General features: G+C 38.8%; 24 protein-coding genes and 2 riboswitches. Of the genes, 14 read left to right on the top strand and 10 right to left on the bottom strand.

What is annotated here, in order from left to right:
- The first annotated feature begins 17 nt into the window (after nucleotides 1-17).
- Genes RCG21_RS27480 through RCG21_RS27470 form a run of 3 tightly spaced genes read left to right on the top strand, consistent with a single transcriptional unit; the run spans nucleotide 18 to nucleotide 4,874 of the window.
- On the top strand, nucleotides 18-1,049 hold the full coding sequence (locus tag RCG21_RS27480; protein WP_133334234.1) for a GlgC family sugar phosphate nucleotidyltransferase: 1,032 nt from the start codon (nucleotides 18-20) through the stop codon (nucleotides 1,047-1,049).
- Complete coding sequence (gene glgA / locus RCG21_RS27475; protein WP_133334235.1) at nucleotides 1,046-2,497, top strand: glycogen synthase GlgA; 1,452 nt, start codon at nucleotides 1,046-1,048, stop codon at nucleotides 2,495-2,497. Before RCG21_RS27480 ends, glgA begins: the two co-directional genes overlap by 4 nt.
- A complete protein-coding gene (locus RCG21_RS27470; RefSeq protein ID WP_133334236.1) occupies nucleotides 2,487-4,874 on the top strand; it encodes a glycogen/starch/alpha-glucan phosphorylase in 2,388 nt (795 codons plus the stop codon). Before glgA ends, RCG21_RS27470 begins: the two co-directional genes overlap by 11 nt.
- 210 nt (nucleotides 4,875-5,084) lie before the next feature.
- On the opposite strand, the gene RCG21_RS27465 is transcribed toward RCG21_RS27470, so the two are convergent.
- Nucleotides 5,085-6,014, bottom strand: coding sequence for a 1,4-dihydroxy-2-naphthoate polyprenyltransferase (locus RCG21_RS27465; protein ID WP_133334237.1), 930 nt, complete (start codon nucleotides 6,012-6,014; stop codon nucleotides 5,085-5,087).
- A gap of 351 nt (nucleotides 6,015-6,365) precedes the next feature.
- On the opposite strand from RCG21_RS27465, the gene RCG21_RS27460 reads away from it, so the two are divergent.
- The 6 genes from RCG21_RS27460 (at nucleotide 6,366) to RCG21_RS27435 (ending at nucleotide 12,720) form a co-directional block, all read left to right on the top strand.
- Nucleotides 6,366-7,766 (top strand): isochorismate synthase, encoded by a 1,401-nt coding sequence (locus RCG21_RS27460; protein WP_133334238.1) that lies wholly within the window; start codon nucleotides 6,366-6,368, stop codon nucleotides 7,764-7,766.
- Between the two features lies 1 nt (nucleotide 7,767).
- Nucleotides 7,768-9,522, top strand: a complete 1,755-nt coding sequence (gene menD, locus RCG21_RS27455; protein ID WP_308913952.1) for a 2-succinyl-5-enolpyruvyl-6-hydroxy-3-cyclohexene-1-carboxylic-acid synthase — start codon at nucleotides 7,768-7,770, stop codon at nucleotides 9,520-9,522.
- Nucleotides 9,513-9,815, top strand: a complete 303-nt coding sequence (locus tag RCG21_RS27450; RefSeq protein WP_308913951.1) for an alpha/beta fold hydrolase — start codon at nucleotides 9,513-9,515, stop codon at nucleotides 9,813-9,815. Before menD ends, RCG21_RS27450 begins: the two co-directional genes overlap by 10 nt.
- 185 nt (nucleotides 9,816-10,000) lie before the next feature.
- Nucleotides 10,001-10,348 carry a hypothetical protein gene (locus RCG21_RS27445; protein WP_308913950.1) on the top strand — a complete coding sequence of 116 codons (348 nt, stop codon included), beginning with the start codon at nucleotides 10,001-10,003 and terminating at the stop codon, nucleotides 10,346-10,348.
- Entirely contained in the window at nucleotides 10,338-11,156 is an 819-nt protein-coding gene (menB, locus tag RCG21_RS27440) for a 1,4-dihydroxy-2-naphthoyl-CoA synthase (protein ID WP_133334241.1), read from the top strand. The genes RCG21_RS27445 and menB overlap by 11 nt, the downstream gene beginning before the upstream one ends.
- Nucleotides 11,157-11,241: 85 nt before the next feature.
- Entirely contained in the window at nucleotides 11,242-12,720 is a 1,479-nt protein-coding gene (locus tag RCG21_RS27435) for an o-succinylbenzoate--CoA ligase (protein WP_308913949.1), read from the top strand.
- 45 nt (nucleotides 12,721-12,765) lie between these two features.
- On the opposite strand, the gene RCG21_RS27430 is transcribed toward RCG21_RS27435, so the two are convergent.
- Entirely contained in the window at nucleotides 12,766-12,924 is a 159-nt protein-coding gene (locus RCG21_RS27430; RefSeq protein WP_133334243.1) for a DUF1540 domain-containing protein, read from the bottom strand.
- Between the two features lie 83 nt (nucleotides 12,925-13,007).
- A complete protein-coding gene (locus RCG21_RS27425; RefSeq protein ID WP_308913948.1) occupies nucleotides 13,008-13,946 on the bottom strand; it encodes a metal ABC transporter solute-binding protein, Zn/Mn family in 939 nt (312 codons plus the stop codon).
- Between the two features lie 208 nt (nucleotides 13,947-14,154).
- On the opposite strand from RCG21_RS27425, the gene RCG21_RS27420 reads away from it, so the two are divergent.
- The gene (locus RCG21_RS27420) at nucleotides 14,155-14,727 is read left to right on the top strand and encodes a beta-class carbonic anhydrase (protein WP_133334245.1); all 573 of its coding nucleotides are present in this window, start codon (nucleotides 14,155-14,157) and stop codon (nucleotides 14,725-14,727) included.
- Here RCG21_RS27420 and yidD read toward each other — a convergent pair.
- On the bottom strand, nucleotides 14,724-14,960 hold the full coding sequence (gene yidD / locus RCG21_RS27415) for a membrane protein insertion efficiency factor YidD (RefSeq protein WP_308914303.1): 237 nt from the start codon (nucleotides 14,958-14,960) through the stop codon (nucleotides 14,724-14,726). The two genes, RCG21_RS27420 and yidD, sit on opposite strands and share 4 nt — an antisense overlap.
- Before the next feature lie 144 nt (nucleotides 14,961-15,104).
- On the opposite strand from yidD, the gene RCG21_RS27410 reads away from it, so the two are divergent.
- Nucleotides 15,105-15,575, top strand: a complete 471-nt coding sequence (locus RCG21_RS27410; protein ID WP_133334247.1) for an S-ribosylhomocysteine lyase — start codon at nucleotides 15,105-15,107, stop codon at nucleotides 15,573-15,575.
- Nucleotides 15,576-15,610: 35 nt separating this feature from the next.
- On the opposite strand, the gene ytzI is transcribed toward RCG21_RS27410, so the two are convergent.
- The 6 genes from ytzI to RCG21_RS27380 form a co-directional block, all read right to left on the bottom strand.
- Nucleotides 15,611-15,778, bottom strand: a complete 168-nt coding sequence (gene ytzI / locus RCG21_RS27405; protein ID WP_133334248.1) for a YtzI protein — start codon at nucleotides 15,776-15,778, stop codon at nucleotides 15,611-15,613.
- Nucleotides 15,779-15,882: 104 nt separating this feature from the next.
- Complete coding sequence (locus RCG21_RS27400) at nucleotides 15,883-16,140, bottom strand: DUF6154 family protein (protein ID WP_133334249.1); 258 nt, start codon at nucleotides 16,138-16,140, stop codon at nucleotides 15,883-15,885.
- A gap of 221 nt (nucleotides 16,141-16,361) precedes the next feature.
- Nucleotides 16,362-16,844, bottom strand: coding sequence for a carbonic anhydrase (locus RCG21_RS27395; protein ID WP_133334250.1), 483 nt, complete (start codon nucleotides 16,842-16,844; stop codon nucleotides 16,362-16,364).
- A gap of 13 nt (nucleotides 16,845-16,857) precedes the next feature.
- Complete coding sequence (locus RCG21_RS27390) at nucleotides 16,858-17,223, bottom strand: Na-translocating system protein MpsC family protein (RefSeq protein ID WP_133334251.1); 366 nt, start codon at nucleotides 17,221-17,223, stop codon at nucleotides 16,858-16,860.
- 83 nt (nucleotides 17,224-17,306) lie between these two features.
- Nucleotides 17,307-19,907, bottom strand: a complete 2,601-nt coding sequence (locus tag RCG21_RS27385; protein ID WP_308914302.1) for a DUF2309 domain-containing protein — start codon at nucleotides 19,905-19,907, stop codon at nucleotides 17,307-17,309.
- 14 nt (nucleotides 19,908-19,921) lie between these two features.
- Nucleotides 19,922-21,451, bottom strand: coding sequence for an NADH dehydrogenase subunit 5 (locus tag RCG21_RS27380; RefSeq protein WP_308913947.1), 1,530 nt, complete (start codon nucleotides 21,449-21,451; stop codon nucleotides 19,922-19,924).
- Nucleotides 21,452-21,925: 474 nt separating this feature from the next.
- On the opposite strand from RCG21_RS27380, the gene RCG21_RS27375 reads away from it, so the two are divergent.
- From RCG21_RS27375 to RCG21_RS27365, 3 genes are all read left to right on the top strand, one after another.
- Complete coding sequence (locus tag RCG21_RS27375; RefSeq protein ID WP_133334254.1) at nucleotides 21,926-22,249, top strand: hydrolase; 324 nt, start codon at nucleotides 21,926-21,928, stop codon at nucleotides 22,247-22,249.
- Between the two features lie 94 nt (nucleotides 22,250-22,343).
- Complete coding sequence (gene ytkD, locus RCG21_RS27370; protein WP_133334255.1) at nucleotides 22,344-22,811, top strand: RNA deprotection pyrophosphohydrolase; 468 nt, start codon at nucleotides 22,344-22,346, stop codon at nucleotides 22,809-22,811.
- A 159-nt stretch (nucleotides 22,812-22,970) separates the two neighbouring features.
- A riboswitch (glycine riboswitch) is annotated at nucleotides 22,971-23,072 on the top strand.
- Between the two features lie 215 nt (nucleotides 23,073-23,287).
- Nucleotides 23,288-24,676 (top strand): amino acid permease, encoded by a 1,389-nt coding sequence (locus tag RCG21_RS27365; RefSeq protein WP_133334256.1) that lies wholly within the window; start codon nucleotides 23,288-23,290, stop codon nucleotides 24,674-24,676.
- Nucleotides 24,677-24,892: 216 nt separating this feature from the next.
- Nucleotides 24,893-24,993, top strand: a riboswitch (glycine riboswitch).
- The last annotated feature ends 140 nt before the right edge of the window (nucleotides 24,994-25,133 follow it).

Here is a 25,133-nt window from a genome sequence, read left to right as displayed (position 1 = left end):
TAAGGAGGGAATAAGGTTTGAAAAGAAGGCTATTAGGAGTAATTGACGCAACAACCTATCATGAAGATTTAGAGGACTTAATCACACACCGCTCACTTGCAGCCCTGCCTTTTGGCGGGCGCTATCGAATGATTGATTTTATTCTTTCCAACATGGTTAATTCCGGAATCCGCAGCGTGGCGATTTTTCCGAAGCAACAATACCGTTCATTAATGGACCATTTAGGTTCAGGAAAGAATTGGGATCTAAATCGAAAACGAGATGGACTGTTCTTTTTTCCTTCGCCCATTCTCGAAAATGATCAAAACAAAGTCGGTTCATTTGATCATTTTGCGGCTAATATGGACTATTTTTATCGCAGCACCCAAGAATACGCAATTATTGCTAATTGCTATACTGTTTTTAATATGAACTTTAAACCTCTTTTGGATTGGCATATCCGTTCAGGTTGTGATATCACAGAACTCCATCACAAAGACGGCCAGCCGATGGAGATTTACTTAGTAAAAACCTCCCTGCTTATGAAATTAATTGAAACCAGAAATGAAACAGGGTATACCTGTATGAAAGACGTTGTTCGGGATATTCATCATGAATACACAGTCTGCCACCATGTATATGATGGATATGCAGTAATGATTGATTCATTCCAAAACTATTATTCTACGAGTATGGAAATGTTAAACCCAGCTGTTTGGAAGCAGTTATTTTTAAAAGACCAGCCAATTTTAACCAAGGTAAAGGATGAGCCGCCATCAAAATATATCAAAGGCTCAAGCGTAAAAAATACGATGATTGCCAATGGCTGCATAATCAACGGTACAGTTGAAAATAGCATTATCTCTAGGGGCGTTAAAATTGGTAAAGGGTCAGTTATTAAAAACTGTATTATCATGCAGAAGTGCCAAATCGAGGATAATTGTTACCTAGATTCGGTGATTTTAGATAAGGATGTCAAAGTTCAGGCTGGAACCCAATTAACGGGGACAGCTCAGAATCCATATGTTATTCGTAAAGGTACGAAACAAGGAGTGTTGATTAATTCGTGAAAGTTTTATTTACAGTTTCTGAATGTGGTCCATTTGTAAAATCTGGAGGGCTTGCCGATGTTGCAGGCTCTCTTCCCAAAGAATTAAAGAGTCTTGGTACAGATGTTAGAGTGATCCTTCCTAAATATGGTACAATTTCTGATGATTTTAAGAAGGAAATGAAAAAAATAAAGGAATTTACTGTTCCCGTAGGCTGGAGAAATCAATATTGCGGGATTGAAGAGCTGGTTTACCAAGGACTTACCTTTTATTTTGTCGATAATGAATATTATTTCAAACGAGAAAGCCTTTATGGTTTCTTTGATGATGGGGAAAGATTTGCTTTCTTTAACCGGGCTGTGTTAGAAGCCTTATCACACCTTAATTTCTTTCCAGATGTCCTCCACTGCCATGACTGGCATACAGCGATGATTCCTTTCCTTCTAAGAAAGGAATATTATCAACGAAAAGGGTACGGTAAAATCCGCACAGTCTTTACAATTCATAATCTTCAATTTCAGGGAATTTACCCAAATGAAGTATTAGAGGATTTATTTGGAATGGACCGTAAGGCTGTCGATTTGGGACAACTGGAGTTTTTCGGAAATGTTAATTTTATGAAAGCTGCTATTGTGGCTGCCGATAAAATTACGACTGTTAGTCCTACGTATAAGGAGGAAATACAAACACCAACCTATGGTGAAAAGTTGAACGGTCTTTTGAAAACAAGGGAAGAAGACCTTCTTGGAATCCTGAATGGGATTGATGAGGATTTTTATAATCCGGAAAAGGATCCATTTATTTATCAAAGGTACACGGCCAATAATCATGAGAAAAAGTCCGTTAATAAACGCGAGATTCAAAAGCTTTTTGGTCTGCCGCAATCCTCGGGGACTCAGCTTATGGTGATGATTTCCCGACTTACGAAACAAAAAGGGTTTGACCTGGTTAAATGTGTCCTTAGAGAAATCCTGCAAGAGGATATCCAGTTAATTGTTCTTGGAACAGGCGATTACGAGTTTGAAGAATATTTTAGACAGGCTGCAAGGGTTTATCCTGAAAAATTAAAAGTTTATACCGGATTTAGTGAAGAACTGGCTCATAGGCTGTATGCTGCGGCAGACCTATTTTTAATGCCGTCACTCTTTGAGCCATGCGGGCTTGGTCAGATTATTGCCATGAAATACGGTGCCATTCCGATTGTTAGGGAAACCGGCGGGTTGAATGATACCGTTCAAGCCTGGAATGAAGCAACAGGTGAAGGAAATGGCTTCTCATTCAGCCATTTTAATGCACATGACATGCTCTATACGATTCAGAGAGCCATTCATTTTTACCATGATCAGAAGGTATGGCCAAAGCTCGTAAAGAGGGCTATGGAGACGGATAATAGCTGGGCACAGTCCGCATTCAGATATAATCAACTCTATGCAGAGCTCATCTCAAGGAGTGAAACTCATGTTTTCTAGTAAAAACGGGTTTAAAAAGACTTTTTTAAAAAGAGTTGAGATGGTATGTGGGACTAGTTTTGCCGAGAGTACGGAGCGGGACCATTTTCAAACCCTAGGAAATATGATTCGTGAATATGTAAGCAATGATTGGATTAAAACCAATGAACATTACCGGGAAACGAAGGGGAAACAGGTTTACTATCTCTCCATTGAGTATCTTTTGGGGAAACTTTTACGACAAAATTTAATCAATCTTGGTATCGAAAATGTGGTCCAAGAAGGGCTTGGGGAACTTGGGATTGATTTAAGCGAGTTAGAAGAGTTTGAAGCGGATGCAGGCTTGGGAAATGGTGGCTTAGGTAGGCTGGCCGCCTGTTTTTTAGATTCCCTCGCCTCGCTTAATCTTCCTGGCCATGGATATGGCATCCGCTATAAACACGGGTTGTTTGAACAAAAGATTGTCGACGGGTACCAGGTTGAACTTCCGGAACAGTGGCTTCGGAGCGGGAATGTTTGGGAAATTCGTAAGGCAGATTTAGCGGTTAAAATTCCATTTTGGGGGAAAGTAGAAGCTAAAATGGAAAATGGCAGGCTTCAGTTTCAGCATTTGAATGCTGAAACAATTACTGCCGTGCCCCATGACATGCCGGTAGTCGGCTATAACACTGACACTGTCAATACATTAAGGTTATGGAACGCCGAGCCTTCACAATTTCCGATCCACCATGATATTTTAAGGTATAAAAGAGAAACAGAGTCTGTTTCGGAATTTTTATATCCTGATGATACGCATGATGAAGGAAAGATTTTACGATTAAAGCAGCAGTATTTTTTAGTTTCTGCGAGCCTTCAATCCATTATTAAGTCCTACCGTCAGCAGCATGGCAATTTAGCACAACTTCATGAGTATGTCTGCATCCATATCAATGATACTCATCCTGTTTTGGCTATTCCCGAATTGATGCGGATATTAATTGATGAGGAGTCATTTGAGTGGGACGAGGCATGGAATATTACGAAAAATACCATTTCCTATACCAATCATACCACTTTAACAGAGGCCTTAGAAAAATGGCCGCTCAGGATTTTCCGCCCGCTGCTTCCACGAATTTATATGATTGTAGAAGAGATCAATGAACGGTTTTGTAAGGAACTTTGGGAACGGTATCCTGGGGATTGGGACCGAATTGCGAAGGTTGCCATTATTGCGGATGATCAGGTGAAAATGGCTCATTTAGCAATCGTCGGAAGCTTCAGTGTAAATGGGGTTGCGAAACTCCACACAGAAATTCTAAAGAATCGGGAAATGAGTCAGTTTTATCAGTTGTTTCCGGAGAAATTTAACAATAAAACGAATGGAATTGCCCATCGGCGCTGGCTATTAAAGGCAAACCCAAAATTATCGGGCTTAATTTCCGAAACAATTGGTACTAATTGGACACAAGCACCGAATGAATTAGTTCGGTTAAGCGAATATGAGAATAATACATCCTTCTTAGAACGTTTAGCGAAGATTAAAAAGGATAATAAAGAAAGACTTGCAGATGTCATTCATGAAAAAACAGGAGTTGCAGTTGATACGAATTCTATTTTTGATGTGCAGGTAAAAAGACTTCATGCCTATAAACGTCAGCTGCTCAATGTTTTACATATCATGTATCTTTATAACCAAATTAAAGAGGATTCAAGTTTTTCGATGGTTCCAAGGGTGTTTATTTTTGGTGCTAAAGCTTCACCGGGATACTATTATGCAAAGAAAATCATTAAATTAATTAATACGGTTGCAGAAAAGGTCAATCATGATCCAAAAGTCGGTGATCGTATGAAGGTCATTTTTATGGAGAACTATCGCGTTTCATTAGCAGAGAAAATTTTTCCCGCTGCTGATGTAAGTGAACAAATTTCTACAGCGAGTAAAGAAGCTTCGGGAACAGGAAATATGAAATTTATGATTAATGGAGCCCTTACAGTAGGAACACTGGATGGTGCTAATATTGAAATCCGTGAATTAGTAGGGGATTCCAATATTTTTACTTTTGGACTTACGGCGGATGAAGTACTGCATCATTACCAACATGGCGGCTACCAGTCCCTTGAATATTATCATCATGATTGGCGGATTCGGCAGGCCGTGGACCAGCTGGTCAATGGATTCTTCCCAGGAGTATATAATGAATTTGAGCCGATATTCGATTCTCTACTTGAGGAGAATGATCAATACTTTGTTTTAAAGGACTTTGCCTCCTATGTGGATATTCAGAAAGTAATTGGCAACACTTTTATGGACCCAATTAAGTGGCAAAAAATGAGTTTAGCGAACATTGCCAATGCCGGCTATTTTTCCAGCGACCGAACGATTCAAGAGTATGCTGATGATATTTGGGGCATTAAGTAATAGGCTGTATTAAAGTATAATGTTGATTTTTGAACAACGTTGATTGGAGTGGAAGGCACGAAGACTCCTGTGGGAGTACGGGACAGGGGAGACCCCACAGGAGCGAAGCGACGAGGAGGCTCCCCGAACCGCCCACGGAAAGCGAAGTGCCTGGAACGGAAATCAACCACCAAGTTAAAAAGGGAGACCAATAATACGGCCTCCCTTTTATTATGAGAAAAAGTGTCCAATAAAGATTCCGACAGCTAATAGAAATCCAAAGATTGTATTCGTTTGAGCTGTAGCTTTCATGGCTGGTGCCATTTGAATAGGAAGGGTGTTTTCGATAAATCCCTTTGTTGCTTTGATTGCTTTTGGTGCACTAATTATAACAATTGCGACCCAGGCAGGAGTGACTCCGGCAACAATCAGAGCGATCACCCAAAGATAAGAGAATGTAAACATCCCAGCAAGTAGATATATAGCTCTTTTCTTTCCTAGCAGAATGGCAACCGTTTTTCGGCCGTTTTTCTTATCTCCATCAAGGTCGCGAATGTTATTGGATAGCATGATTTCACCGACAAGTACCATACTAGGAACAGACACAAGAATGCTGGTACTAGTAACTGTACCGGTTTGAATAAAGAAAGAGATTAAAATAATCAACATTCCCATAAAGAAACCAGAGAAAATCTCTCCAAATGGGGTATAAGCAATTGGGAAAGGCCCTCCAGTATAAAAATATCCGATTGCCATACAAATCAATCCAACTAATGCAAGCCACCAGCTGCTGTTTGCACAAATATATACTCCTAATAATAAAGCAATCCCATAAAAACCAAAGGCAAGATTTAAAACGGTTTTTGGTTTAATTCCATCACGGACAATCGTACCGCCAATTCCGACCGATTCCTCATTATCTAAGCCTCGTTTGAAATCAAAATACTCATTAAACATATTGGTTGCTGCCTGTATTAACAAACTGGCAATCAGCATAGCAATAAAAAGTCCCACGTGAATTTTTTCATATTTAAGTGATAGTGCTGTCCCAAGCAGGACCGGTACAAAAGATGCCGTTAGCGTATGGGGGCGGGTCATTTGCCACCAAACCTGAAAACCGCGGTTTGATTCCACAGCTGAACGCTGTAAATTTGGCTGCATATTTATTCTCTCCCTTTTAAAATTTTATCTATATTCCAAGCTTAATTTCTAATAGGACCAATGATCTTTCCAAATACTAAGTGTAAGAAAACAAAGAGTCAGTGTCAATGGAATTTTATTAGTTAGCCTAGCAGATAATACCTGTTTGATTGAAAAGACCGTTTAACTAGCATGAGGAAATACCCGATTATACTGTTTTTATACGAAAAAGAAAAATTTACTATATAATAAGGAATGAAAAGGAAGGAAAAGACATGGATTTATTGACTTTTTTACGATGGGAGTAGTATGTTTAAATAGGCTTGAAAATGAATGGATAACAGCATTTTTAGCTGTTTTGGAGGGATTTTTTTGGTTACCATTCACGAATTAGAATTAAAGGAAAGGGGCCTTTTGGCTCTTACAAGAGCAAAAAAACTTGGCCGGTCCATTTTAGTAAGTGAAGTTCATCAAATGGATTGGATGAACCCTTTTACATTTTTTTTGCTGGGGAAGGAACGCTATCTGGGTGAACGTTTTTTCTGGAAGGACCCAACAGATGAAATAGTGCTTACAGGTATTGGAATATCAAAACAAATTCAGTCGGATCAGGCTACTGACCGCTTTTTTCATGTTGATAAAGAATGGCAGACTTTTTTAAAGGATAGCCTTATTTATAATTCATATTCAGAATCGGGGGTCGGGCCCGTCATGTTTGGCGGATTTTCTTTTGACCCTCACAAACCCAAAACAAATCTTTGGTCAAAATACCCGGATTCACTGTTTCATATCCCGAAATACATGTTAAGTATTATAAAGGGTCAAACCTTTCTTACAACCAACATTGTTTGTACCCCAAATGATGATGAATCATTATTTACAAAGATTCTGGACGAAAGAAATCAGCTTATACGTTCCAGCAATCAGAAGTTCGAAACAAAGTCAGCAGACCTCCTTATGACGAAAGAAATTTCCCCTGAATCGTGGAAAGCGTCCGTTGATGAAGTTGTAAAGGATTTAAAGACAGGCCCATTAAAAAAGGTTGTTCTTGCCCGTGAACTCCGTCTGTTATTTAATACTACGGTTGAACCGGAATCCGTATTAAATCGGTTATCTGAGCAGCAACAAGATAGTTATCTCTTTGTGTTTGAATCCAATGGGGATTGCTTTATCGGGGCTACTCCTGAACGGCTAATAAAGAAGCAGAATACTCACATTTTTTCGACTTGCCTTGCAGGCTCTATTTCGAGAGGCCAAACAGAGGAAGAGGATGAACATTTAGGTAAGACCTTATTAAACGACAAGAAAAATCTAATCGAGCATGGTTATGTTGTTGAAATGATTAAGGAAGCTTTAGAGGAATCCTGTGAAGAAATTATCCTTCCTGATAAGCCGCAATTAATGAAAATTAGAGACATACAGCATCTTTATACACCAGTTGTGGGAAGAGCTAAGAGCGATGCTTCTTTGCTCCATATAGTTGAGAGGCTCCATCCAACACCAGCCCTTGGAGGGCTGCCAAAAAAAGAAGCGGTTGAAAAAATCAGGGAAGTAGAAAAACTTGATCGGGGCTTTTATGCAGCACCCCTTGGCTGGGTGGACTATCGTGAAAATGGAGAATTTGCTGTTGCGATTAGGTCCGGCCTTATTCAGGGAAAGGAAGTTTCCTTATTCGCCGGATGCGGTGTTGTTTCCGATTCTGAATCAGAAAGTGAATATTTAGAGACGGATTTAAAATTTAGACCGATGCTTCGTGCTCTTGGAGGAAATTAAAATGAGTCATCAGGAATCACTAACTGCTTATATTGCAGCATTTGTTTCAGAGCTTGTGCTTTCCGGCATAACCGATGTCGTAGTCAGCCCAGGCTCCCGTTCAACACCAATGGCTATGGTCATTGCGGAACACCCAGACTTAAAACTTCATATCCATGTAGATGAACGCTCGGCAGCGTTCTTTGCATTAGGGATTGCAAAGGCTTCCAATCGTCCAGTAGCGATCCTGTGCACATCAGGAACGGCCGCTGCTAATTATTATCCTGCAATTGTCGAAGCACGATACGCAAGGGTACCGCTACTCGTACTAACGGCTGACCGTCCGCATGAACTACGAAATGTGGGTGCACCGCAGGCGATTGATCAAATTCATTTATATGGTCATCATGTTAAGTGGTTTTCAGAGATGGCATTGCCTGAAAAAAATGACGAAGTGATTCGCTATGCAAGAACCGTTTGCGCTCGTGCGGCAGCTATTGCGACACAAGCTCCAGCTGGCCCTGTCCATTTGAATTTCCCTTTTAGGGAGCCGTTAATACCAAAGCTGAATGATGAGCTGTTTCATTTGACGGAACGCCCGAATGGGTATGTAAACGTCCTTAACGGAGATGTTACGATAGACGATGAACAATTTAAGGCGATTGCCTTGTTGCTTGAAGAGAATGAAAAGGGAATTATTGTATGTGGGAATATAGGTGACAAGGATTTTGCAAAAAATGTGACGAAGTTGGCGGAAACCTTAAACTATCCAATTCTGGTTGACCCATTATCACAGCTAAGAAGCGGTAAACATAATCAGGAGCATATCATCGAAGCTTATGATACATTTTTAAGGAATGAAGATGCGAAAAATAATCTAAAACCTGATATAGTGATCCGTTTTGGAGCCATGCCTGTTTCAAAAGCGTTAACAATCTTCCTAAAAGAAAATCACAATGCATTGCAATTTGTGATTGATAGTGGAGGGGGCTGGCGTGACCCTGCTGCATTAACAACCAATATGATTTATTGTAAAGAATCAACTTTTTGTAAAAAGTTAGCATCAAGTGTTGAGCGAAAATCGACAACATCATTTTTAGATAGCTGGAAAAGGGTTAATCAACTGACGAAGGACCATATGGGTATGATAAGAGATGCTGCCGAGTTAAGTGAAGCGAAATTATTCTCCCAGTTGGCGGACATTCTTCCGGAGGGTGCCACTTTATTTGTCGGAAATAGTATGCCTATACGGGACTTGGATAGTTTTTTCCTTAATAATGATAAATCGATTACCATTATGGCCAATAGGGGAGCGAATGGAATTGATGGCACCGTTTCAACGGCTTTAGGTGCGGCTTTATATTTAAAACCTCTTTATCTTGTAGTAGGAGATTTAACGTTTTTCCATGATTTAAATGGATTATTGGCAGCGAAGTTACATGAAATCGACATTCAAATTCTTGTTATTAATAATAATGGTGGAGGAATTTTCTCCTTCCTTCCACAATCGGAACATTCGACTCACTTTGAGCTGCTATTTGGAACACCAATAGATCTTGATTTTGAATATGCTGTTAAGATGTATAACGGGAATTTTACTAGAATTAAGGATTGGGATCATTTTTATTCGGTAATGAATAATGCCAAAACACCTGGTTTAAATGTATTTGAACTCGTGACAAATAGAGAGAAAAATACGGAGGAACACCGCGAATTTTGGCGATCAGTTTCCCAGGAAATATCAAACTTTGTCAATGGTGAACATGAATGGACGTAATGGTTGATGATCTGCAGGTTCATGTCGAAATATACGGAAAAGGATTCCCATTACTTTTGCTGCATGGGTTTACAGGAGATGCCTCCACTTGGACTCCTTTTTGCTCTGTTTGGGGCGGACATTCCAAATTAATCATTCCTGATATCGTGGGCCACGGTAAAACCCAGATGAGCGAAGATTTAGAGCGCTATACGATTGAGTCAGCTGCTGGGGATTTGAACCTCTTACTTGAACACTTAGAAATAAATCAGATTGACGTTCTTGGATATTCAATGGGGGGAGACTTGCATTAACCTTTGCCATTCTTTATCCTAAAAAGGTAAGAAAGCTGATTTTAGAAAGTGCTTCACCAGGTCTAGAAACCGAAGAAGAACGGAAAAACCGCTGTATAAATGATTTTAAACTTGCTCGTTTTATAAAAGAAAAAGGAGTCCATTCATTTGTTGATTATTGGGAGACAATCCCATTATTCGCAACGATGGAAAAACTTCCGGATGAAACGAAGGAGTCAATTAGAAATCAGCGGTTAAACAACTCCCCGATTGGGCTTGCTAACAGTTTAATTGGAATGGGAACGGGTGCTCAGCCCTCATGGTGGGAGAATTTAAATCAGCTATCCTGTGAGGTTTTACTGCTTACTGGTGAAAAAGATGTTAAGTTTTGTCGGATTGCAGAAAAAATGATGGAAAAGCTGAAAAATGGTAATTGGATTGTGGTTCAAAAAAGTGGACATGCAATCCATGTGGAAGATGCTGAAAAGTTTGGTACAATAGTTAGTGACTATTTGTCGAATAAAACAAAAGGAGGATCAACTTATGACAGTTGAATGGGTTGCAGGTCGCAAGTACGATGAAATTATTTATGAAACCTATAATGGGATTGCGAAAATTACCATTAACCGCCCGCATGTACATAATGCTTTTACACCAAAGACCGTAATGGAATTAATTGATGCTTTTGCTTATGCACGTGATGACTCAAATGTAGGTGTTATTGTATTAACAGGTGCAGGAGATAAGGCGTTTTGTTCCGGGGGAGATCAGAGCGTCCGTGGACATGGAGGCTATGTGGGGGATGACCAAATTCCTCGTTTAAATGTGCTTGATCTTCAACGTCTAATCCGTGTCATTCCGAAACCAGTTATCGCAATGGTAAAGGGGTATGCAATTGGCGGAGGACATGTCTTACATGTTGTCTGTGATTTAACAATTGCAGCAGACAATGCTGTTTTTGGACAAACAGGACCGAAAGTAGGAAGCTTTGATGCCGGATATGGTTCAGGCTATCTTGCAAGAATTATAGGACATAAAAAAGCCCGCGAAATTTGGTATTTATGCCGTCAATATAACGCGCAGCAGGCGCTTGATATGGGTCTTGTTAACACTGTTGTTCCACTTGAGCAGGTAGAAGAAGAAACCATTAAATGGTGTGAAGAAATGTTAGAAAAGAGTCCAACAGCTCTTCGCTTTATAAAGGCTGCCATGAATGCGGATACCGATGGATTAGCTGGACTTCAGCAATTTGCCGGAGATGCTACATTACTATACTATACAACGGATGAAGCGAAAGAAGGCCGCGATGCATTTAAAGAAAAGCGTAAGCCTGACTTCGGTCAATTCCCGCGATTCCCTTGATTTTAAAAACAAATTTCAATGCAGCTTGATGGTCTCCATCAAGCTGTTTTAATAGAAAGCGGAACTTTAAAAGTTGGTGACTACGATGCAAAATGATTTAATGCCTAATTTTTTAAAGAATAGATCGTATTTAACACCTAATCGCGTAGCGGTTTATTTTAATAACAGGCAATTAACTTTTCATGAACTTTATGAACGATCAGTTGAAACAGCAGGCAAATTTCAAAGCCAAGGTGTTAGAAGGGGTCAATATGTGGGGGTTTTATTAAAAAACCACTTGGATACAATTGTGGTATTATTTGCACTCCAACTTCTCGGAGTTAGAGCTGTTATTCTCAATAACCGTTTAACCTCGTCTGAAATCATTTGGCAGCTCAAAGACTCACAGGCTGCCTTTTTGATAACCGAAAAAAGCTTTGCTGATAAAGAACTTGAAATAAGAGACATGATTCCAACACTTCCAACCCTTATAAAAGAACAATTGGACAGCCTTCCAATGGAAACTCCTGATATAGAAGAAGAAATTAATCTTGGCGATGTTTGTACCATAATGTACACCTCCGGAACCACAGGTAAACCAAAAGGAGTTATGCAGACATATGGAAATCATTGGTGGAGTTCTGTTGGATCCGCCCTTAATCTTGGATTTACCGATTCAGATTGCTGGCTTTGTTCGGTCCCTCTTTTTCATATCAGTGGTTATTCCATCCTCATGCGTAGTGTCATATATGGTATGCCAATCGTTCTTCATGAGAGCTTTGACGTTGAAAAAATCATAGAGGATTTTCATAGTAAGAGGGTTACCATTATGTCCGTTGTAGGAACTATGTTAACAAGAATTGTTGATTTCATTGGTGAAGAGCAGCTGCCGCAATCATTCCGCTGTATGCTTCTTGGCGGAGGGCCTGCTCCATTGCCATTACTTCAATTCTGCGTGGCAAAAGATATCCCTGTATTTCAGACATATGGCATGACAGAAACTTCCTCACAAATTGTAACCTTGTCACCGGAGTATAGTATTTCAAAATTAGGTTCTGCTGGAAAGCCGCTTTTTCCTTCACAGGTTCGGATTATGCTTGATGATGGTCGAAGAGCTCAGGAAGGCGAAACAGGAGAAATTTTCGTTAAAGGCCCCAATGTTACTCCAGGTTATTTAAACCGTCCAGGAGCCATGTTAGACAGGACGAAGGATGGCTGGTTTTCGACGGGGGACATCGGATATTTAGACGATGAGGGCTTTTTATATGTATTAGATCGCCGTTCTGATTTGATTATCTCAGGAGGGGAAAATGTTTACCCGGCTGAAATAGAATCGGTGCTTCTATCCCATCCTTTTGTTAAGGATGCAGGGGTAACAGGACAAGAGGACGAACGATGGGGTCAGGTACCTATTGCTTTTATTGTGATAAAAGAGAGAATCGCTGTATCTCGAAATGAACTTGAATTATTTTGTATGGAGCGTTTAGCCAAATACAAAGTGCCAAAAGATTTTAAGTTTGTTGAAGAGCTCCCAAGAAATGCTTCCAACAAGCTGTTAAGAAGAAAGCTTAAAGGAGAACATTAGCAATCTAAAAGAACCAGGCAGATCACAAATGCCTGGTTCTATTCTTTATATTCCCTCTGCTTCAAAAGTTTTACAGTCTGTTTCTTGAATATTATCTGCTGTTTTTCCTTTATGACTTACAACATATATTTGTTCAGCGCTGCATTTATTTCCTTTTGCCCAATAAGTACAGTTATTGACTTCACATAAAACATCTTGTGCCATTTTGTATCACTCCTTTTAATTTCGTAATACAGCTATAGCTTTTGATGTTTGGTATTGATTCATCCATGGGAGTAAAAGGAATTTTATTTAGATAAAGCCGTTTTTAAAGTCGCTAAATTTTTATTCATTAAAGTAAAATAGGTTTCTTTATTTTTAATATTTTCTTCGGTTAAAATGGCTAAATTGTGGATGGGAAGTGCCTTTGCACCAATTTCATTTTTAACAATCTCTCCTAATTTGGAATGAACATTTTGTTCAAAAAGAATATAGTGTAATCCTTCACGGTCGGCCAATGAAATGATTTTTTCTAATTCCTTTTGTGTAGGTTCATTCGTTGTCGATAAACCTGAAATACTAATTTGCTTAATTCCATAACGAGTTTCCCAATAGCCAAATGCAGCATGGGTAACGATTATTTCTTTATGTGGTGCATTTTTTATCGTTTCTTGATACTTTGTATTCAGATTATCCAATTGCTTTGCAAGCCTTTGGTAATTTTCTGTGAATAATGCTTTATGCTGCGGCATTTTTTTAATTAATGAATTTTTAATGACTTCGGCCATTTCTTTAGAGTATATAGGGTCAAGCCATACATGGGGGTTTATATCGCCATGTTGATGGCCATCTTCATCCGCTTCATCAGCATGCTGATCTTTTGGAAGTTGAAGCTGATCAGCAGCTGGAACTAATGTAACATTCTCGTCCTGCAAGGTGGTCTTTGCCTTTTCTACAAATCCTTCAAGACCTAAACCAATATAGAAAAACAGGTCTGAATCTGCAAGGTTCATCATATCCTTTTGCGATGGTTCAAAGGTATGTTCATCCGCTCCAGGGGGATAAATGGTTTTTACATTTACGTATTTTCTGCCAATTTGTTCAGTAAAATACTGAAGTGGGAATACTGTTGTATATATGGTTAATTGTCCTTTCTTTTTTTGCACTTGGTTATTATTTGATGTACATCCTGACAAAAGCAAACTTAAAGGAACTAGGATCGAAAGAAAAAGAATAAATTTTTTCATAAAAACTCCTTTATTAATTTAATAAATCGGATTAATTACGATTTAAATAAGAAAAATTTTTAAAAATAGCATGTATAATACGGAACGATTCCGATTTCCTTATGTATCTTACAAAAAAATAACCTTATTTGCAAGCAAAAAGTTTACTGCCGCAAGCAGAATTTATATAAGATAGAGAAAAGGAAATAGATACGAAAGGTAGATGGCTATGACAGGAAAGAAAATGTTAAATGATATTTTGGAATTTAATAAGCAATTTGTGGAAAATCGAGAATATGAAAAATATGAAACGACCAAATTTCCAAAAAAGAAAATGGTGGTCCTTACCTGTATGGACACCAGATTATTAGAGTTATTGCCAAAAGCGCTGAATTTAAATAATGGGGACATCAAACTTGTCAAAAATGCTGGTGCGATTGTTTCCCATCCGTTTGGTAGTATTATGCGCAGCATTTTGATTGCAGTCTTTGAATTACAAGCAGATGAGGTAATGGTCATTGCCCACCATGATTGCGGCATGAGTGGACTAAAAGCAGGCCCGGTAATTGAAAGTATGAAAAAGCGGGGTATTTCAGAAGAAAAACTTGAGACATTAAAATATGCAGGGGTTGATTTTGAAGAGTGGCTGCATGGATTTGATAACGTTCAAGAGAGTGTTGTTCACAGTGTAAATACCATTAAGTATCACCCGCTAATGCCAGAAGGCGTACCGGTTCACGGCCTTGTTATTGATCCAAAGACAGGAAAGCTTGATTTGATTGTCAACGGTTACGAGGACTAATCACCTTTTCGCCGCACTTTTTTTTCAGGAACAGGATCGAAACCGCCTGGATGAAAGGGATGACATTTTAATATCCGTTTGATTGTCAGCCAGCCGCCCTTAAAAGCTCCAAAGCGTTGAATGGCCTCCATGCCATAATGGGAGCAGGTGGGATAAAAACGGCAGGTTGGCGGTTTTAAAGGTGAAATCACCAATTGGTAAAAACGAATCAACCCAATAAATGTTTTTTTAATCATGCAGTTCACCTCTAGAGAATCAATATCTACAACATATCATAATTTTAAAGTAACGTCTAAATTGTTAATTTGAACTAAGTAGATGTAAGAACTCGGATTTTATAGTATGATAGGGAAGAAATAAGTAAAGGAGTGATATGAATGCCTTCAGTTGAAAGCTTTGATCTAGATCATAATGCTGTTAAAGCCCCGTATGTCCGCCACTGTGGTGTCCAAAAGGTAGGCAGTGACGGTGTTGTTAATAAATTTGATATCCGATTTTGCCAGCCAAATAAAGCGGCCATGAAACCAGATGCCATTCATTCTCTTGAACACTTACTGGCACATAATATTCGTGAGGCTGCTGAAAAGTATGATTTCAGCATTATTGATATCTCGCCTATGGGTTGTCAAACGGGCTATTACCTTGTTGTTAATGGAGAACCAACAGTTGATGAAATTATTGACCTTATTGAAGATACAATGAAAATTTCTCTTGAAGCAACAGAAGTTCCTGCAGCAACAGAAAGGCAGTGCGGGCAGGCAAAGCTTCACAATTTAGAAGCTGCTAAAGATTTAATGCGTGAATGGCTTAAAATCAGCAAAGAGGAATTAAAGCAAGTATTTGCATAGCAAAAAAACTCCTATTCAATCGAATAGGAGTTTTTTTATGGCCTATTTTGTTCCTCTTCATCCTTGTTTTCTTTCTCTGCATAAGGATTATCTTCCAATGGATCAACGGAATGTTTATATGAGTAGGCTTTAGAGGTGGTAATAACTGCAAGCAGTAAAACAACGATTACAATTACAATACATACTACGAAAACTGCATACATCTTTTTTTCCTCCCTTCCCACACTATTGTAGCATGCCATTAACCTTTTTTTGTACAAAAAAGGAAATTGCCCAAAGGCAATTTCTCTTTATTCTATATGTAAAATTAATGTATATTACGAGGATAAAAGGTATGTGTCCGGTGCTGTCCATATTCTTCTTGAGCAAATTTGCCCTTTAAACTTTCGATTAAATATAACCCCATTAAATCGTAAAGTTCTTGTTTATCCATATCTTGGATTAATGAGAGTAAATCTTCATGGGACATTTCCTCAAGAAAAGCGAATGCCAGCATATCAATATCTTCTTCGTCACCAGTCAATTTATTCCGATACATTTCGTATAGTTCATCAACTAATTTCAAATTGGTCACCTCCTATGAGAATATTTTACTTAATCACTATTTTATCCCTTTTTCATAATAAAAAATCTGTTACCTTAATTTTATGATAATTATACAGCATTCATTTCTAAAAAATGAACCAAAATTTAAAAAAGAATAAAATTATCTTTTCGGAAGTATTATTTGGGGTTAGTTAGGAAAGGAGTAGTGTTTCACTACCCCTTTTTAGGTTGAAGTTATTCTTATAAGAAAGCAGGCTCTGCCTTATTGATGAATAATTCCCTAACTTTTACATGGGAAGGAATCAATGGGTGGTTTTGAATAACGTTCACACTTGTATATACATTATCTTTAAATGTACCACTGCCCTCGAGCCATTCCATTATACTATCTGCTGGATACTCTGGCTTGCAATGTTTAAAAAGATAATCAAATATTTGAATTTTGTTCTGAATTTCTTTGTTTTCGTTTATCTTTTTAACGATTGCCTCTAAGTTATTGTGGTTATTTTCTGAAACTGCCACAATAATTTCATCTACATTTTCCTGATAAACAGAAAGGATGATGTCCCTCATTAAATCACCGAATGGCGAAATGACTGGTTGGAAACACTGCAAAATTAAGAAGTCCTCAGGATCCATTTTGATATTTTCTTTAATAAGCCCTTCAATTTTTTGGTCCATTCCAATAACAAAAAGGATTTTTTTCTTCCCATCTATATACATTTCATTCACCTTCTCAAGATAATTTGTTCTCTAAATTATTAGAGAGCTTAAAAACCATGATTCGTTCTCCAGTACGTGTACTAATATCAGTGTAAAAACTAATCACTTCCTGACCCGTGATCGTAAAGATAATCTCCTTTAATTCTTCTATACCTGATTCCACTAAACTATTTCGGGTCTTCTTAACGGATAGCAATCCCTCTTTGTCCTGACATAATGAATATTCAGCTGGAGATAAAATACCATGCAATATGACAAAAATCATATCCCGTAAGATATCTGATTTAACAGATACTGATCCACGTCCAAGATAACTTTTTTCCCAATAAGTTAAAGCTTTACTTATTTCAGCTTCAACCATTCCTTTTGACTTATCCATATTGATTCCTGTTCCTTCTCTCTTTTTAAAAGTTAAAAATAAATATGAAACATTATAATTGCATTATGTGAGGGGAAGAGCTGTTATGACCAACTCTCCCAGTTTCCTTCTGGATCAATAGATGCAAGCCGAATCCATCCATTTTGTACTTTTTGATAGAATTCTTGACTCTGGTTAAGTGCCCTTTGCACATATTCTCTTGGCGCTTGAATTACCATCAGAAGTCTTATTGGAGCGTGATAGACCTCTTCATCAGAATGCATAACGGATTGCCATGGAAGTCCGGATAATAAGTCACTGGCATTCCCTTGCATCACTCCGATACCGGCAGTTACGGTTTGGGTTGCTTTATTTCCACTGCCATAATAATGCGGTGCAACAGTAGAGGCATAATACTGCAAGTTAATCCATTGGCAAACTGTTCCTGGACCATTAATGATAGCGGAAAGTAAATCACCATTTTTATCATTTTGCCATTTATAATTATGCAGAAAAGCTCTTCCGTTCAAATTGCAATCTTGGGTTAGGTTTCGTTCTCCGATAATAAAGGAGGCATTGCGTGCCAGGCCCCACTCTGGACGTACTTCACTCCAATCTTCTGCAAAGCGTTCTGCTTCTCTCTTCGGATTTTTGCAAGTCAAGTTGATATTTGGTAATTGTGGTATACGTTCAGCATTGGCTTTTTCACTAACTTTTAACAATATGGACTCTATTTGATCAAATGCCTCCTTGGCTGAATCCGAAAGTTCCGGAACATAAAGCCAATTCAATTTATCCAGTGTAGTAATATGTTCGGCGGCCGCAAAAACCGTATCAACCGGAATCGAAATTCCCTCCCTAGCGAGAGTTTGCCGAACCTTTGGAAGATTACACAAGGACGCGAGCACTCGGGCATTGAATCCACTCGAGGCTCCACCACATGCACCACAGTCAAGTGCAGAGGCATAAGGATTGTTTGTGCTATGACTTCCATGACCGCAAATAACCACTAATGGAGCGAAATATTCAGTAAGTCCCATCATCTTCAGTGCTTGACGTACGTAGGACACTTTTTCCTCATCAGTAAATCCAACAGGCAACTCTGAATGTAAAGTATACTCACGTTCTAATGAGAGTTTAGTGGAAGGTTTTTGCAGCCAAGTTTTTCGAATTATGCGTAAAGCAGATCCGGCCCCTCTAGGAACAAAACTTCTTACTAACGTTTGTAAGCCCATCCATGGACCGCTAATCTCCGGCAGCAGCATGCTTGAAGGAAGGTTATGTTTCATTGTCTTAAATGTTGAATTGAGTGAATGAGCAGCCTTCCTTCTTTGTTGATACTGCTTTAATTCCAGTTCAGATGAAGTTTCTTTTACTTTAAATTGCGGTTTAAACATAACCGGTAAAGAGTTATGGCTGTGATGACATCCAAGCTCAGAGGTTTCGATTGGCAAACCGAAAAAACCAGCAGCTCCCATTGTCTCAAATGGTCCCTCTTGTTCAAGGTTACGGCGAAAAGGCTCAGAGCGTACATCAATACAAAAGATAAATTGTGCCATTACAGGTTTTACATACTTTTCTGAATTCGGTTGTTTTGATTCGATTATTTTCTTTAATTGATTTTCGTATGTTTTTTCCCATGCTTCTAACCAGAGGCGCTGGCGGACAACCCGATCAAAACGATGGGCAAGTGTGAAATGTGCTTTTAGTTCTGCAGTAGATAACTGGGCTAATCTGTTGAGTGGTATGCCACCCCACTCGTCCCAGGCTGCAGCCAACGGTTCTATTAAGACTTTATCCTCTATTTTTTTCTCAGGCAAGGGAAGATAAGGTTTAATCAAAGCATATTCCAGAGAAATTCGAACAGCCAAATATTCCTCAAGCAGTGAATTTTCCTGGGATGATTTCTGTGAGCGCCAAAGCATCATTCCCGCCCAGCCTGGAAGAGCAAGTAAATGAGCTTCTAGATACTCCTGTATCTCATAAAAAGGAATTTCTAGCTTCATCAAAGCCTTCATTAAAGCATCTTCAGCTTTTTCAGGTAAATCATTAAGTTCTAAGCGTACAGAAGATTTTAATGCTGGGTCATACTTGACTAATCCCCGCCAAGCATGATAGAAACCATCTTCCCGATTCGGCATTGACAAAACAGCCTGGGATTCATCGAGAAATAATTTACACCACTTAATCATGTGGCGATTGAGATCTTTAGCTGTTCCTTCATTTCCGAGTTGATCCAAGTATTGACTAAACGTTTTAATGGCATGTTTTTCGGAAATCTTATGCTTAAAATGACTTAGTTTCTTTTCGAACCTTCTAAACTCCTGTGTTTGTGGTAGTTTGGAAGGAGGGTGGTCCATCAAAAGTGCAGAGCGACAGAAGCGTTCTGCAACATCACGCGGTACGTCTAAAGATAGTGAATCCAGCCAATTATGAAGGACAATTTCGAGAAATTCCTGTCCAATTTCACCTCGTTTATATGCCGACTTTAATATAGATTCTGTCGGATAAATATCGACATCACAAACATCCTTGAGCCGACGGGCGACTTTCTCAAATGGTTGCTGTTCTAATCCCATCCACGGATTTCGCGCAGCAAACGTATTAATAGGTCCAAGGGGTGATATGATTTCAGCGGCTGATTTCACCAAATCGTTAAGATGCTGGGGATAAGATTCCTTTTCTAAACTGGATGATCGTGCCAATGTTAATGTAGTACTCACCGTAAATTTCCTCCTTGAGACAGTAATCTTGTCAGATACTTTGGATGGCTTTCAAAGAATTTATTTTTCGGTTCACTTAACCGTAAGAGCCACAGATAAATGACAGCAAAGGCCGCGGATGAACGATAATGAAATAGTAATAAACCAAGAGCACTGCAAGCTAGCACAATAACCAGAAGCATAAGGGTTGCAAGGGCAGGAGGTTGTGTTCCAGTTCCAATTTGAACGGTTTCCTCTAACAATCTATAAAAGGCGGTATGCACGAAGTGGAAAACAATACCTGCCCCTGCAAATAGTATAAATCCTGCTACTCGCCCGACCTTACCGTTTGCATGTGCAACAAGCTGTTTCCAGGCTAGTAAGACAGACCATCCTAAAATGATAGCGCTCATTAATTGATACCCGTCTTTAGGGGAAGTCAACCAAAAGACAGCACCCAGGAACAATCCTAAAACGCCCCCACTGATTGTCCATAACCAAGATGAAGGTTGTGTGGTCCTGATGATTGATTTACGGTGTTGCACCGCAGCCCCAGCCTGAAGGAAAAGGGTGGCCTTGAATAGACCGTGTAACACAGCGTGAATGATGGCTGCCCAATAAGCCCCTAATGCACATTGAATCAGCATGAAGCCCATCTGTGCGATCGTAGAGCCTACGAGTTGTCGTTTATAGTCAACCTGGACCAGCATAATTCCCGTACCCATTAAAACTGAAAAACTTGATAATACTAACAGAACCACCTGTGCCACATCTCCACTAAAAAATGGTGCAAATCGGGTTAACATAATTCCACCGGCATTTACAATCCCTGCATGCATCACAGCAGAAATAGGTGTTGGCGCAATAACTGAATCTAACAGCCAGCGGTGGAAAGGCCATTGTGCGGCTGGAATCATAACGGCCACGATTACCAGCAAGCATATACAGGTTTTTTCCCATGAATCAAGTTGCTCAAGACTATTCTCTGAAAGTACCTTTGACAACTGCCACTGTCCTGTTGCCTGTCTAATCCAGAGAAAAGCTGACAATAAGATGATCCAACCAAGGGCGAAAAGACGACCGGAGAGCCTAGAAGCATTTCGGGCAATTTGCCACTCTTTTTTTAATCCGATGAGAAGGGTCAATCCTAGAAGTGTCGCTCCCCAGCAAAGTAATAATAATCGGGTATCATTACTTAACCAGGCAAGAGAATCGGCGGCCGTAGTCATGGTAAGCAGTGTAAAATACTTCCGGTAAGAATGTTCCCCAAGTAAATAATGAACGGAGTACCGCTGCACAATAAAACTAATCGTAAATACAAAACATGCAAGCAGCCACGATAATGAATCAAGATGCCACGGGCCGAAATTTATTTCTCCATTTCTAAAAACCAGGGCGATTAGTGCGGAGATCGCGGGCAATAAAAGAATTGCAGTATGAACACGTACAAAATTCAAGGGAACTTTCGGATTTAATAGCAACATGGAGCTAAGCACAGAAAGTGCAACCATGAGAAAAAAAATCGTAGGCAGTAAAATCATTTGCATCAATTTCCTTTCTACTTAACATTTTTAAAACAAAAAAACCGACAATTTTTCAATGTATAATAGTTTTGTAATCAAACTATTATACGCTGAAAATTGTCGGTTTACTTTTAACTAGCCTATTTTAGGCTTTTTACTAGTCTACCTTATTATATAATTGTTCCTTCCTTGTCAAAAAGGAAGCATATTCCGAATTAACCTATTCCATTTTTCGTTAAAATTATAGATTTCCTTTTTCATATAGTCATAAATAAATGATTAACCAAATGCTAAAGGAAAATGAATTTTATATCTTAATAGAATAAGTTTTATATAGTAATAATGTTACTACTCATTAAACATTCTGTCAATGAATACGAACGGATGAAATAAAAAGAATAAAATGTATCACTTTGTGGAAAATGATAATTAGTGTTAAGAAAATTGGGCTGCCTCCGAAATTTCAGAGGAAATGGCCAAGAAAAAGGGGCTGACTGCATGGATGGACAAAAGAAAACCTATTATATAGATGTTGGAACAGGGCATATAACACAAAGTGCCCGGAGTTCAACATGGAGCTATAAAATTCAAGCAACGGATGAAGAAATTACTGAGCTGCGTGAATTATTTGATCAGAACTATTCAACGGAATGGGATAATTTTATCCGCGCCCATATTCCCTATGTTGAATATCACCATGATCGTGAAAACCACCGGTATGATAGTACGATTCAACAGGTTTATGGAATAATTTTCAAACTCGGTGATGAGGAAGCAAGGAATCATATTGAAACGATGAATATCCTGCCAAAAAGTGAATAATAAAAGGAAATCCTTATCCATCCAAAGATAAGGATTTTTTGTTTCCTGATTATTGATTATAATAAAAGAATCAACGGTAATAGGCGGTAATGAGATGATAGAGTTTATTGATCAAAATGGGAATCAAGTTGAGTTATCTTTTTCTGAAAAAATTTTTCCCGAAAAGGCAAAGCACGTACTGGTCATTTGTCAATATAAAGATTCCTGGTTATTGACGTGTCATAAAACACGTGGTCTTGAATTTCCTGGGGGAAAAATGGAGGAAGGAGAAACACTGGAAGAAACGGCGCGTCGTGAGGTTTATGAAGAAACAGGGGCTCTTCTTGGTGATTTAAGGCGAATCGGGGAATACAGGGTAATCGATCCAAAAGGTCCTTTTGTAAAGGCAATTTTTTGGGGAATCGTGAGCATGTTAAACAAAACGAATACCTATTACGAAACCAATGGCCCTGTTCTTGTGAAAGGAGATCTTTTACAACTCCGGTTTGGTGATGAATACAGCTTTATTATGAAAGATCGAGTCGTGGAAGAATGCCTTCAAGTTCAAGGTAGAAGAGAATAGCGGCATTGGTAGTGATTACTGCTATTCTTTTATTTTTATCAAAAATTTTGAATTTTCCCTAATAACTGAATTGACAAATAAACTAGTTTATGAGAATATAATTTTGTGAATCCGCTTTCAACTATTCGATTCTTCAAAAAACAATAGAATATTTTACGGTTGATTGTATTGGGAGAGAGTAACAAATGTTGCCGCCGAAGGAGCAAATTCCATAAAAGCCTTGGAATAAATCTCTCAGGTAATAAGGACCAGTACATGACGTAGCTCTGGAGAGTGCATATTTCTTTATATGCCACCAAAGGGGATCTGCTTTTTTAGCAGGAAACTTTCAGGTAAAAGGACAGAGAAGGCAGTAATAATGCCTTCTTCTGTCCTTTTTTGTTGTCAAAAAGGAGGTAAAGAAAATAGGTTGGATTTACTGAAACATGATGAGGGTGTATTCACGCTTTGAAAAAATTAGGAAAAGAGGGGAATCAATGCAGGAACAAAAATTAGATAGGGGTTTAAAGAACAGGCACGTTCAGCTAATCGCCATTGGCGGGGCAATTGGAACGGGGTTATTTCTTGGGGCAGGAAAATCTATTCATTTGGCAGGACCTTCGATTTTATTTGCTTATATGATTACAGGTGTCATTTGCTTTTTAATTATGCGTGCACTTGGCGAACTACTCTTAACTAATTTGAACTATCATTCATTTGTTGACTTTGTTCGAGACTATTTAGGTAATATGGCAGCTTTTATCACTGGTTGGACCTATTGGTTTTGCTGGATTTCGATTGCCATGGCTGACTTAACAGCGGTTGGTCTCTATACCCAATATTGGTTTCCGAATGTACCACAGTGGATGCCAGGATTAATTGCTCTTGTTATTCTGTTAGTTATGAACCTTACAACTGTTAAACTTTTTGGTGAAATGGAATTTTGGTTTGCATTAATCAAAGTAATTGCCATCTTGGCACTAATTTTCATCGGGCTTGTCATGATTATTAAAGGCTTTTCCACAAATTCTGGGCCATCCAGTTTCAAGAACTTGTGGAGCCATGGAGGCATGTTTCCAAATGGAATAAATGGGTTTATACTTTCATTCCAAATGGTCGTGTTTGCATTTACAGGGATTGAACTAGTAGGACTTACAGCGGGTGAAACAAAAGACCCGGAAAAAGTAATCCCAAAAGCCATCAATAATATCCCAATCCGTGTTTTTATTTTCTACCTTGGCGCATTATTTGTCATTATGAGTATTTATCCTTGGAATGCCATAAATCCGGCAAAAAGCCCGTTTGTCCAGGTCTTCGTAGCGGTTGGTATCGCAGCTGCTGCCGGTATTGTTAATTTTGTCGTGCTTACATCCGCAGCTTCAGCATGTAATAGCGCCATCTTCAGCACAAGCCGGATGGTTTACTCACTAGCCAAGGATAATAATGCACCTGTACCATTCGCAAAACTTACTTCACGAAAAATACCTTCAAATGCATTATTCTTTTCAACAGTTGTCATTCTCATTGCCGTAATTTTAAACTATATCATGCCGGAAGGAGTATTTACACTAATTACAAGTATTTCTACGGTATGTTTCATCTTTATTTGGGGAATTACTGTCATCAGCCATTTAAAATACCGTAAAGTAAGACCAGATTTGGCAAAAGTAAATAAATTTAAGTTGCCGTTTTATCCTGTTTCCAATTACTTAATCCTTGCTTTTCTTGCATTCGTTTTGGTTGTCCTTGGGCTAGCAGAAGATACTCGTGTTGCCTTGTTCGTAACTCCTGTTTGGTTTATTATGCTAATTGCTATTTATAAGGTACGGAATCAAAAGGAAAACCATGCAGATCCAGTGAATCAAGAAAAAATTGCAGAAAATTAACAGCAAACGATAAATGATCTTAATTACTTTTTATTGTTATCGCTTTCAAAAATTTATAAAAAAAGCTTGACGTGAATTATGTTAGCGATTATTCTGAAAATAATAATAAATAGAGCGGATGACGGTTGTGGGAGAGTGCAAATTAACACGCCACCGAAGGAGCAAGTTCCAAAAAGACCCTTGGAATAAATCTCTCAGGTAGATGGAACCATAACTGGACGCAACTCTGGAGAGCGCATAAATAATTATGCCACCAAAGGGGAAGGTTCTTTTCGTAAAAGAGCTAAACTCTCAGGTAAAAGGACAGAGAAGGGTAGAGCAATCTTTATGCTACCCTTTTCTGTCCTTTTTTGCGTGCAAAAAAGTGAGTGTTTCTATCGGTTTACTTGGAAAAAATATCTTCGGTGATAAGGAAGATATTCCATGTTTGAAACATCAAAGGGTAGTTGAACCATTA

Origin of the sequence: Bacillus salipaludis, from assembly GCF_030938565.1 — a bacterium.
Lineage (GTDB): Bacteria > Bacillota > Bacilli > Bacillales > Cytobacillaceae > Neobacillus > Neobacillus salipaludis_A.
Note: the sequence above shows the minus strand (reverse complement) of the source record. Positions and strands in the feature narration are given on the sequence as shown.

Bases quoted from the DNA above. Each gene is read 5' to 3' on its own strand.
- RCG21_RS27470 (WP_133334236.1), top strand. From the start codon at position 2,487: ATGTTTTCTAGTAAAAACGGGTTTAAAAAGACTTTTTTAAAAAGAGTT.
- RCG21_RS27465 (WP_133334237.1), bottom strand. From the start codon at position 6,014: ATGCAGCCAAATTTACAGCGTTCAGCTGTGGAATCAAACCGCGGTTTT.
- ytzI (WP_133334248.1), bottom strand. From the start codon at position 15,778: ATGTATGCAGTTTTCGTAGTATGTATTGTAATTGTAATCGTTGTTTTA.
- RCG21_RS27450 (WP_308913951.1), top strand. From the start codon at position 9,513: ATGGACGTAATGGTTGATGATCTGCAGGTTCATGTCGAAATATACGGA.
- RCG21_RS27375 (WP_133334254.1), top strand. From the start codon at position 21,926: ATGGATGGACAAAAGAAAACCTATTATATAGATGTTGGAACAGGGCAT.
- RCG21_RS27445 (WP_308913950.1), top strand. From the start codon at position 10,001: ATGGAAAAACTTCCGGATGAAACGAAGGAGTCAATTAGAAATCAGCGG.
- RCG21_RS27430 (WP_133334243.1), bottom strand. From the start codon at position 12,924: ATGGCACAAGATGTTTTATGTGAAGTCAATAACTGTACTTATTGGGCA.
- RCG21_RS27380 (WP_308913947.1), bottom strand. From the start codon at position 21,451: ATGCAAATGATTTTACTGCCTACGATTTTTTTTCTCATGGTTGCACTT.
- menD (WP_308913952.1), top strand. From the start codon at position 7,768: ATGAGTCATCAGGAATCACTAACTGCTTATATTGCAGCATTTGTTTCA.
- RCG21_RS27420 (WP_133334245.1), top strand. From the start codon at position 14,155: ATGACAGGAAAGAAAATGTTAAATGATATTTTGGAATTTAATAAGCAA.
- RCG21_RS27395 (WP_133334250.1), bottom strand. From the start codon at position 16,844: ATGTATATAGATGGGAAGAAAAAAATCCTTTTTGTTATTGGAATGGAC.
- RCG21_RS27390 (WP_133334251.1), bottom strand. From the start codon at position 17,223: ATGGATAAGTCAAAAGGAATGGTTGAAGCTGAAATAAGTAAAGCTTTA.
- RCG21_RS27425 (WP_308913948.1), bottom strand. From the start codon at position 13,946: ATGAAAAAATTTATTCTTTTTCTTTCGATCCTAGTTCCTTTAAGTTTG.
- RCG21_RS27435 (WP_308913949.1), top strand. From the start codon at position 11,242: ATGCAAAATGATTTAATGCCTAATTTTTTAAAGAATAGATCGTATTTA.
- RCG21_RS27410 (WP_133334247.1), top strand. From the start codon at position 15,105: ATGCCTTCAGTTGAAAGCTTTGATCTAGATCATAATGCTGTTAAAGCC.
- ytkD (WP_133334255.1), top strand. From the start codon at position 22,344: ATGATAGAGTTTATTGATCAAAATGGGAATCAAGTTGAGTTATCTTTT.
- RCG21_RS27365 (WP_133334256.1), top strand. From the start codon at position 23,288: ATGCAGGAACAAAAATTAGATAGGGGTTTAAAGAACAGGCACGTTCAG.
- menB (WP_133334241.1), top strand. From the start codon at position 10,338: ATGACAGTTGAATGGGTTGCAGGTCGCAAGTACGATGAAATTATTTAT.